Annotated in this window: 5 protein-coding genes; all 5 read left to right on the plus strand. The window is 57.4% G+C overall.

What is annotated here, in order from left to right:
- The first annotated feature begins 134 nt into the window (after positions 1-134).
- Positions 135-2,039 (plus strand): DUF3363 domain-containing protein, encoded by a 1,905-nt coding sequence (locus tag HY30_RS13915; RefSeq protein WP_034741854.1) that lies wholly within the window; start codon positions 135-137, stop codon positions 2,037-2,039.
- Positions 2,040-2,317: 278 nt separating this feature from the next.
- The gene (locus HY30_RS13920; protein WP_034741857.1) at positions 2,318-6,151 is read left to right on the plus strand and encodes an SIR2 family protein; all 3,834 of its coding nucleotides are present in this window, start codon (positions 2,318-2,320) and stop codon (positions 6,149-6,151) included.
- A gap of 337 nt (positions 6,152-6,488) precedes the next feature.
- Positions 6,489-8,552: an IncP-type conjugal transfer protein TraG gene (gene traG, locus HY30_RS13925; RefSeq protein WP_051615504.1), complete on the plus strand. Its 2,064-nt coding sequence runs from the start codon at positions 6,489-6,491 to the stop codon at positions 8,550-8,552.
- Positions 8,549-9,016: a hypothetical protein gene (locus tag HY30_RS13930; RefSeq protein ID WP_034741860.1), complete on the plus strand. Its 468-nt coding sequence runs from the start codon at positions 8,549-8,551 to the stop codon at positions 9,014-9,016. Before traG ends, HY30_RS13930 begins: the two co-directional genes overlap by 4 nt.
- A partial coding sequence (gene trbB, locus HY30_RS13935) for a P-type conjugative transfer ATPase TrbB (protein WP_034741862.1) occupies positions 9,009-9,901 on the plus strand: 893 nt, incomplete at its 3' end. The genes HY30_RS13930 and trbB, both read left to right, overlap by 8 nt.

Here is a 9,901-nt window from a genome sequence, read left to right on the forward strand (position 1 = left end):
TGTCTGCACATCGATTTTTATGGTTCCACGCCTCAGGATGCAGCTCTGCGGTCAGATGCGATTCCCAATGGCGACAACAGATTGGCATGGTTCCATACCCATAATGAGGCCCGTTTTCCCCCGGATCGGCCCGAATGAGCACGCCGCCGGACAATCCTTTCACGCCCAGACCTGGCAGGATTCGTTCGGCCGGATCAGGGGGACGCGCGAAGACCTACCTCACGCGGATGACGAAGGCGCTGTCCTCCGCAGGCGGGGTCCGCAGGACTGCCCTGCCCGCCCGGCCACGAGCCGCGCTGCGCGGCGGACGGCGGCGCGTGATCGTCAAGGCACGTATCGTCCGGATGTCCGCGTCGAGTGTGACGGCTCTCGCTGCACATATCGGATATATCCGGCGGGACGCGGCCCTTGAGGAGAAGGATCGCGGGAAACTCTTCGATGCGATGAGTGAGGACGCGAATGCGTCCGATCTCGTCAAATCCATTACTGACGACCGGCACCATTTCCGGTTCATTGTTTCGCCCGAAGACGGCGCCGAAATGGCAGACCTCAAGCCCTTCGTTCGCGACCTGGTTTCTCAGATGGAAACTGATCTGGGGACGCGGCTCGAATGGGTGGGCGCGGTGCACCATGATACGGGCCGACCGCATGCGCATCTGGTCATCCGGGGACGGCGCGAAGATGGCTCTGATCTTGTTATGCCGCGGGCGTATATTTCGCATGGCATTCGGGAACGCGCCGAGGACCTGGTGATACTTGAACTCGGGCCTGAAACCCGGCTCGAGCAGGAGCGGAAACTTCAATCGGATATCGCTGCCGAGCGCGTGACGCGGATTGATCACTTCATCGCGCGGAAGGTCAGTCCTGAACATGAGTTCCGGTTGATGGATAGTCCCTCACAGTATCGCACTCTACATGCCGCGCGGCTTCGGACTCTGGAGCGGCTTGGACTCGCCCGGAAGCTCGGAGCTGGGCGCTGGCAGATGCGGGAGAATTTTCGCGACGTTTTGCGCGGGCTTTCCGAGCGGCACGACATCATCAAGACGATGAACCGCGCGCTCGTAGGACACGGTGGCCGGCGGTTGGACTCGGATGCGATCTTTGACAAGTCGGACCCGGACGGGCGAAGCGTGACGGGCGCGGTGCTGCAGACGGGGCTCACGGGGGAAGCGCATGATCGCGCCTACGCTATTATCGACGGGATGGATGGGCGTGCAGTGTTTGTGGAGTTGGGTGTCGCGGGAGACGTCGAGGAACAGAAGCTCGGAGCGATTGTAACGGTGTCTCAGCCGAACCTCGAACCGAAGCCGTCGGATATCACGATCAATCGTATCGCGCGGGCGAATGGAGGGGTGTACTCGGCGGGTCTGCACCAGGCGGACGATCCGCGATCAAGTCCGGAGTATGTCGCAGCGCATGTGCGGCGACTTGAGGCCCTTCGGCGCGCTGGGCATGTTGAGCGGTCGGCCGATACGGACTGGAAGATTCCACGGGACTTTCTGGACCGCACGAAAGTATACGAGCGGACCCAGGCCCGGTACCGCGCGGCGCAGGTTCTTGTTCGATCCGAACTGGGTCTGAAAGAGCAGGAAACGGCGCTCGGAATGACCTGGCTAGACGACGCGCCTCCATCTTCCGGAGTGCCGATGGGATTTGGGCAGGAGGTGGCTGAGGCGCAGGCAAACCGGCGCGCATTTCTGGCTGGCATTGGAATGAAGGTGGAGGCCGGTATCGGACTTACCGCGGCGCAGAAGACGGACCTGCTGAAGCGTGACTTGGCGCAAGCCGGACGGACGCTGGCTGAGGAGATCAGGAAGCCTTATTCGCCAGCCCCGGAGCGGGGACATGTTGAGGGCATTTACCGCGAGCCGGTGAGCCGAGTCAGTGGGAAGTTTGCGCTCATTGAGCGGCAGCGGGATTTTACGATTGTGCCCTGGCGACAGGTGCTGGAACAGCGGCGCGGGATGGCGGTGTCTGGAGTTGTGCGTGGGGGAAAAATTTCGTGGACGTTAGGGCGCGGAATCGGGATGGTGGATTAATGCCAATACCAAATCTTGCCGTTTAACTCGTTCTTACCCGAAAAGCGGAAATTGGTCTGACGACAATGCAGACTTAACCCCAAAGCGCGATTAACAACTTAACACAGTATTATCAGTGGTCGGGCCTAACCGATCAATTCTCTCCTTGGGCACCCGGCTCATCGACATGCTGAGCCGATACATCCAAGCAAATTCCAACATTGCTTTTCCACCTAGTATTTTCCCGTGACACATGGAACGAAACAGGTACACTACGGAATCGTAGATGCGGGGGAAAAATGCGTTTTTTGGCAGATGGTATCGATTTTCCCGATGAATTATTGCGGGCGCATGACGAAGGCAGGACCGTGTTTTTTTGCGGGGCCGGTGTTTCACGAGCCAAGGCGGGCTTGCCCGATTTCGCACAATTGACTGAGGAGGTCCTGGATCACCTCGGTGCACCACCTGACAATAAAGCGCGCCTATTTCATACAGCCTCCGGGAAAATCGAGACCGACTATGGTATCAAGGGTCTGACTACATCAGACCGCGTCTTCGGCCAGCTGAGGCGAGATTTTACAGATGACCTGATCGGAGAGGCCGTAGCGAATTCGTTAAGGCCTATAGAACCGGTTGATTTCTCCGCTCACAGAACAGTGCTTAAGTTAGCTACGCTGCAAACAGGCGAACTCAGGCTAATTACCACAAACTTTGACTTTTTGTTTGAACAGGCTGGTGGTCGCCGCCTGAAATACGCCACACGCTCGAATCTCCCACATGTCGAGTTTAACGAAGCCGATTGGGGGGTTGTGCACCTTCATGGGATGGTCAATTCTGATTATTCGGGGCCAGAAAATGATGGCTTTGTTCTATCAAGCGCGGAGCTTGGAGATGCATATCTAGCGCTCGGCTGGGCGCGCGATTTTGTACGGAAAATTCTAGATCGATACGTTGCCGTATTTCTCGGCTATTCAGCCGATGACCCGCCAATCAGATATTTGCTTGAAGGTCTCCAACAATCTAAAGGCCTGAAGAACAAGGCATATGCGTTTCAATCAATTCCGGACGATGAAGCCGTTGCTGCGTGGGATGAGAAAGGTGTTACGGCGATCACATTCAGGACTGATGATGACGTCGGATATGATCGACTTTGGTTAAGTTTGGATGCCTGGACCCAACGCTCAAAAGACCCACAAAAGTGGCGACAGTCCATTCTTCAAAAAGCAAAGAAAGGGCCCCGCTCACTCGAAGCGCACGAACGCGGAATGGTGGCGCACATTGTCAGCTATGAGGATGGTGCAAAAGCATTTTCTTCGTTTCGTCCATCATTGCCGTCTGAATGGCTCTGCGTGTTTGACCCGTATGTGCGCTTCGGTGAGCCCCGTTCCATTGCGGGCCGCTTTAGCGGCGGCCCCATTGTCGATCCCCATCCACGTTATCGTCTAGATTGTGATGCATCGCCTCGCGCGCCCGACGATCATTCACCTCGACGCGGTCGTATGCCTGAAGAAGCCTGGAACGGGTTGGAACCTTCTCCGAACGATCTGAAGTCCATCCAACTCAACCAGGTCTCTTTTTTGCGTGGTTACTACGCAGAGCATCTTCCTGTTTTGCCTATCAGAATTTCTCATCTGGCAAGTTGGATTGCTATGGTGGCACATGAGCCTGCATGCACTTGGTGGGCAGGCCAACAGAATGCCCTGCACCCTGATATCTTGTCGCGGCTGAGAATAGATTTCGACACCCAAACCTCTGCAAACACGACACAGCCTGTCGCTGATAGTTGGCGAACAATTCGTGAGTATCACGCCCTCAAAGGCGAAGACCGCGACCTGAGCTATGAACTAAAGTTGCGCGCAAAAGCAACAGGGTGGCACGAGCCCTTGGCGCGCGAGTACGCAAGCTATTTTGCTCCTTATCTTCAGCTCCAGAGTGTTTGGAGAAGCCCTATTCCTCCTGATGGTCGCCGAAAGCTAAGAGAGCGCGATTTGGTACAGGTTGCGGTAGAGTATTTTGAGGGCATTCGTTCGGTCGAGGTTCCGGATGATTATTTAGCTCCCCTGATTGGCAAGCTGCGTGATGCGCTACATCTCGCGTCCGACCTGGAGACCCGCTACTCCTACGATATCGATATTTGTTCGATTGAGCCCGATGAACGTGGTGAAGATGAGGGTGATGATGACTTTCATCGCCAATACAAGCTATCCGGACATGTTCTGCATTTCGTCGGCCTTTTTCGGCGATATGCCGTTCTGCATCCTATCGAGGCGTCAGGTGAACTGCGATCATGGACGACCTCAGAGACCATTTTTGGGCGTCTGAAAGTCTGGGGAATGGGCCTGCTCGACTTGGTGCCCGCTAATGAATTCGCACTTCTGGTCTGCTCGCTCGATGACGAGAGTTTCTGGCCATTCAAAGGTAACAGGGACCTGCTGTTAGGCTTGGCCAGAAGATGGGTCGAGTTTTCTGATGCGGATCGCAGCGAAATTGGACGCCGCATCTTAAAAGGGCCGACAAAAAGGAAGAAAGAAACTCGCACTGCCTACAAGGAACGCATGGCCTATATCGTGCTGAACAGGCTGCACTGGCTAGCAAGCCAAGGCTGTGCGTTCGATTTCGACCTGACTGCAAAGACAGAGCGTCTCCAGCAGTCCGCACCGGAATGGAAACCTGAATATGCGCTGAAAGCAGCCCGATCTTTAGATGGTGGCGGCGGTTGGGTCCGCACGGAAACCTCCTTTGATGAGATCAAGTCTCTGTCCGCCGAGGACATTATTCCGCATATTCTTTCCATGGACCGACGCCCGGTCGGCCGCTTGGTGGAATACAACCCGTTCCTCGGACTGAGCACCGATCAACCTGAATGCGCGCTTGAAGCACTTGATGCCCATGCTGCGTCGGAGGACGAGTTCCAGCCCAGCTTCTGGAACACATTCCTTCGTACTGATATTCGAAAAGACGATGATTCATCGCTGCTTGCGCAAATAGCTCAGTCGCTTTTAAAACTTCCAAACCAACGTCTTGCGCAAATCGCATTGAGTGCATCTGACTGGTTTGAAAAGCATGGGGAAGCCTTGAAGGATCAAGACTTCTCTTTGTTTGATGAACTTTGGAACAGACTAACCCTCGCTCTCGTGGAAGAAGAATCTACTCAGCGCTCGACGTTGGTCCGTGAGGAAGAAGAACCCGACTGGTCAACTGAAGCCATAAATTCTCCTGCAGGAAACCTCGCAGAATTCCTGTTGTCTCACACTTTGAAGAAGACATTCGAGAAAGGAGAAGGATTGCCGGATCAATGGCGTTTGAAAGCAGAGCAACTTCTTTCCCTTCCTGGGGATTCCAGGCGGTTTGCCCTGGTATTATTTGGTTATGGTCTTCGATTTTTCTACTACGTTGATCCAGAATGGACGGAAGAAAAACTGCTCGCCGTTCTAGACACAAACTATGAGCCAGAGATCGATGGTGATGCATTATGGGCTGGTTTCTTCTGGCGGGCACAGACCCCAAGCGCAGAACTTTTTGCTCGCCTAAAGCCCAAGCTTGTCGAACGCCTGCAAGGAAGGCCCACCCAAAAGAGACAGCACATGGAAGTGTTGTCCGGCATCCTGCTAGCCGGCTGGCACTCGAAAGATGAAAGTTCTGGCGAGCGGCTGGTTTCAAGCTCAGAACTGCGAACCTTCTTGTTGCAGGGGAGTGCAGAGTATCGCCGACACACGCTCTGGACGCTGGATAGGTGGGCTGAGGACGGAAATGAATGGTCCGCCAGCGTTCCGGAGTTTTTACGCGATGTTTGGCCAAAGCAAAAATCCATCCGCACGAAGGACATTTCTGCAAGACTGGTTGAACTCGCGCTTTCTCAAAAGGCAAATTTTCCAGAGGTGGCAAAACTTGTAACAGGATTGGTCTCGCGCGTAGATGATGATCGCATTTTCATCCCGGAGCTTAGAAAATCGGAAGATTCTATCGCCCTACAGCATCCAGATGAACTCTTGGATTTGCTATATGCCGTCTTGCCGGAAAGCGTGTCTTTATGGCCCTATGGCACCCAGGCCGCCTTAGAGCGGATTGGAGAGGCGAAGCCATCATTGCGTTCGAGCGCGAAATTCATTGAGTTAAGTGCGCGAATGGGATGATATCCTTGGTTGTATAAAACAAATGACTGTGAACTGTACTGGGCGCGACCTTCGGGCCGGGCTCTAGTAAACAGGGTCCGTCAGGGGCGGTCCCGACCAGTCGGCTTCGATCCCTCGCGCAAGACTTAAGGCTTCGCCCTTAGCGCACATAAAGAAGAATAGTCGCTCTCCCAAGGTTCGGCTGCGCCTACTCCCGCCATCTATTATCACCCCCTACGAATTTTTCCCAGAACTTCACACTTACCACTCGGCTATTCCCAAACCTTCAGAATACCCCACAGATTTTCCCCAATTCCCTCTCTGGAGACTGAGAGGCTGATTGGTCAGGTTCGGTGTCATGAAACATGGCACGCACCTCTTCTGGCAGATCCTTCTCGTCTTGTTCGTCGTTCTCCTGGCGCTCTTGTGCGCGACCGAGTGGACGGCCTGGTCGCTTGGCTGGTCGCCTCGGTTCGGTGAGCCGCTCTTCGTCATTCTGGACATGCCGGTCTATGTGCCCTGGGCCTTTTTCGGCTGGTGGTATTCCTTTGATGCCTATGCGCCGGATGTGTTTGAACGCGGCGGTATGATCGCAGGGTCTGGCGGCATTGCTGCTATCGTGATCGCGGTGACGGGATCGATCCTGCGGGCCCGGGGGGACAAGCGGGTCTCGACCTTCGGCTCGGCGCGCTGGGCGGAAAGCAAGGATTTGCGCAAGTCCGGACTGCTGAAGCCGGCCGGCGTGTTCCTCGGCCAAACGGAAGGCGCGTACCTGCGCCATGACGGGCCAGATCATGTCATGGCCTTTGCGCCGACACGTTCCGGCAAGGGCGTCGGGCTTGTCGTGCCCACCCTGCTCTCCTGGCCGCATTCGGTGCTGGTGCACGATATCAAGGGGGAGAACTGGCAGCTGACCTCCGGCTGGCGCTCGGAGTTTTCGCATTGTGTACGGTTCGATCCGACCGATATTGTCTCGGCTCATTTCAATCCGCTGATGGAAGTGCGCCGAGGGCTTAATGAAGCCCGCGATGTCCAGAACATTGTTGATATCCTCGTCGATCCGCGCGGTGTCGTCGAAGAACCAGGGCATTGGGTGGACAAGGCAAAGTCCCTCCTGACCGGCGCCATCCTGCACGTCCTTTACGCCGAGCCTGAGAAGACGCTCGCTCGGGTCGGCACATTCCTCGCCGACCCCGACCGGACATTCCGGACGACAATCGAGATCATGAAGCGGACCAATCACCTCGGCACGAATGAAGCGCCACGCGTTCACCCGATTGTCGCGACCAAGGCGAGAGAAATGTCTAACCAGACCGAAAACGAGCTCTCGGGCGTGCTCTCCACGGCCTTGCGCTTTCTCGCCCTTTACGCCGATCCGGTCATTGCCGAAGTAACGTCGCGGAGTGATTTCCGGATTGATGACCTGGTGTCGGGTGATCGGCCCCTGTCGCTCTATCTCGTTGTACCGCCATCGGATCTTTCACGCACGAAACCCCTCATGCGCCTCATCCTGAACCAGGTGGGCCGGCGCCTGACCGAGCATCTCGATGTCAGTCCATTCAAGGTCTCGCGCAGCATATCTATTGTGGCGAATACTCTGAGAGCCTGCGGGCTGCTCGCGCCTCAAGTGTCGGTGGCCGCGCCGAAGACCCGGCGGCGGGTCCTGTTCATGCTGGATGAGTTCCCGGCCCTCGGAAAGCTCGACTTTTTCGAAAGCGCGCTGGCTTACATGGCTGGCTATGGGCTCAAGGCCTTCCTGATCGCGCAGTCGCTGAACCAGATCGAGAAGGCCTATGGCCCTTCGAACGCCATTCTCGACAATTGCCATGTCAGGGTCGCCTTCGCGACAAATGACGAGCGCACGGCGAAACGGATATCCGATGCGCTCGGCACCAAGACCGAACAGCGCGCCATGAAGAATTATGCAGGCCACCGGCTCGCCCCCTGGCTGTCGCACAAGATGGTGTCGCGCCAGGAGACTGCCCGCCAGCTGCTGACGCCAGGCGAAGTGATGCAGCTGCCGTCCGATCAGGAGCTCGTCCTTGTCGCGGGCTCCCCGCCCGTGCGGGCGCTGAAGCTGCGCTACTATGAAGACCGGAACTTTACAGAACGCCTTAAAGAAGCACCGGGTGCAGCGGCCTGTATTCCGGAGGCGCGGGAGAATGATTGGGGCAGCGACGTTCGTACCATCCATGAAGGCCTGATGCAGGCTGACGATCTGGAACCGGACGCCGATGGCCTGGGCCGGCGACAAGAGCGCAGTGTGGCTGAAGACCGGGCCCGGTCTGCCCGCCCTGTAAAGTCCGGTGGTTTTCAAGGCAGGGCACGCGCTCCCCTGCAGGCCAGCCTCTTCGATGCGCTCGTACAGGCCGACAGTCTCGAACAGGCGACCGGCATTGACCTGACGGGGAATGGCGAATGAAGCCCCGCATCCAGCCTTATATTTCACCAGAGAATTATCACTCGCTCAAGGCCATGGCCAAACGCCCAGGTCTTTCTGAAAGCGTCATCGTTGACCGGGCGCTGACGGCCTACAGGGCGGGCGAAGCGGATAACAAGCGTGAAGCCGCCATCAATCGCCGGCTCGACCGGCTGACGCGCCAGTTCGGTCGGATCGAACGGGATAATTTGGTCATTGCCGAAACGCTCGCGACATTCGTCCACTATTTCCTGACGGTGACGCCGCCTGTGCCAGCCAACCAGGTCGAGGCCGCACGCGCCAAGGGCGACATGCGGTTCGATCTCTTCGTGCGGCAGGTCGCTGAAGCCCTCCGGTCGGGCCAGCGCATTCTCCAGAACGCCGTTGAAGACGTGACGGAAGAGGCTTCCGGGTTTGATGGCGAGTCCGCCTCTGAACTCCTGGGCGAGGTGCGAGCCGATGCGTGACGCGACAAGCCAGACACGGACACGCGCCATGCTGGTCACGGCACTGGGCAGCGAGATCGTCGCGGCGCTGGATGATCCTGCCGTTGTCGAAATCATGATCAATCCCGATGGGCGGCTCTGGATCGAAAGGCATGGATCTGGCCGAAAGGAGTCCGGCCTGATCGTCACGGCGGGCGATGTCGAACGTGTCATTCGGCTCGTCGCAAGCCATATGGGGCGCCGCGTCGATGCTGCCTCCCCCATCGTGTCCGCCGAACTGCCTATGGGCGGAGAGCGGTTTGAAGGTGTGATGCCGCCCGTCGCGCCGGGGCCTTGCTTCTCGATCCGCAAGCCTGCCGGCCGGGTGATCGCATTGGATGAGTATGTCTCGTCCGGCGTGATGGCTGCCCATCATGCCGAGGCCCTCCGGCAAGCCGTGCTGGACCGCGAGAACATTCTCGTTGTCGGCGGCACGGGCTCTGGCAAGACAACGCTCGCCAATGCGCTACTGGCCGAGATTGCCCGTACGGGCGACAGACTGGTCATCCTTGAAGACACACGCGAACTTGTCTCGACGTCGCGCGATGCCGTGCACCTTCGCACACAGCCGGGATCGGTCACGCTGGCAGACCTTGTCCGCTCGACCCTGCGGCTCCGCCCCGACCGGATCATTGTTGGCGAAGTCCGGGGCGCTGAAGCCCTCGACATGCTGAAGGCCTGGAATACCGGCCATCCGGGCGGCATCGCCACCCTGCATGCCAACTCGGCCCTGGGCGGCCTCTCCCGGCTCGAACAGCTGATTGGCGAGACCTCGGCGCAGGTGCCGCACGATCTCATCGCGGAAACAATCGACTGCGTCGTTTACATCTCCCGGCGCGCCGGAGTTCACCGCGTCGAGACAGTCGC

It is taken from the genome of Hyphomonas chukchiensis (assembly GCF_000682695.1).
Lineage (GTDB): Bacteria > Pseudomonadota > Alphaproteobacteria > Caulobacterales > Hyphomonadaceae > Hyphomonas > Hyphomonas chukchiensis.

Coding starts and splice junctions, on each gene's coding strand:
- HY30_RS13915 (WP_034741854.1), top strand. CDS start 135: ATGAGCACGCCGCCGGACAATCCTTTCACGCCCAGACCTGGCAGGATT.
- HY30_RS13920 (WP_034741857.1), top strand. CDS start 2,318: ATGCGTTTTTTGGCAGATGGTATCGATTTTCCCGATGAATTATTGCGG.
- traG (WP_051615504.1), top strand. CDS start 6,489: ATGAAACATGGCACGCACCTCTTCTGGCAGATCCTTCTCGTCTTGTTC.
- HY30_RS13930 (WP_034741860.1), top strand. CDS start 8,549: ATGAAGCCCCGCATCCAGCCTTATATTTCACCAGAGAATTATCACTCG.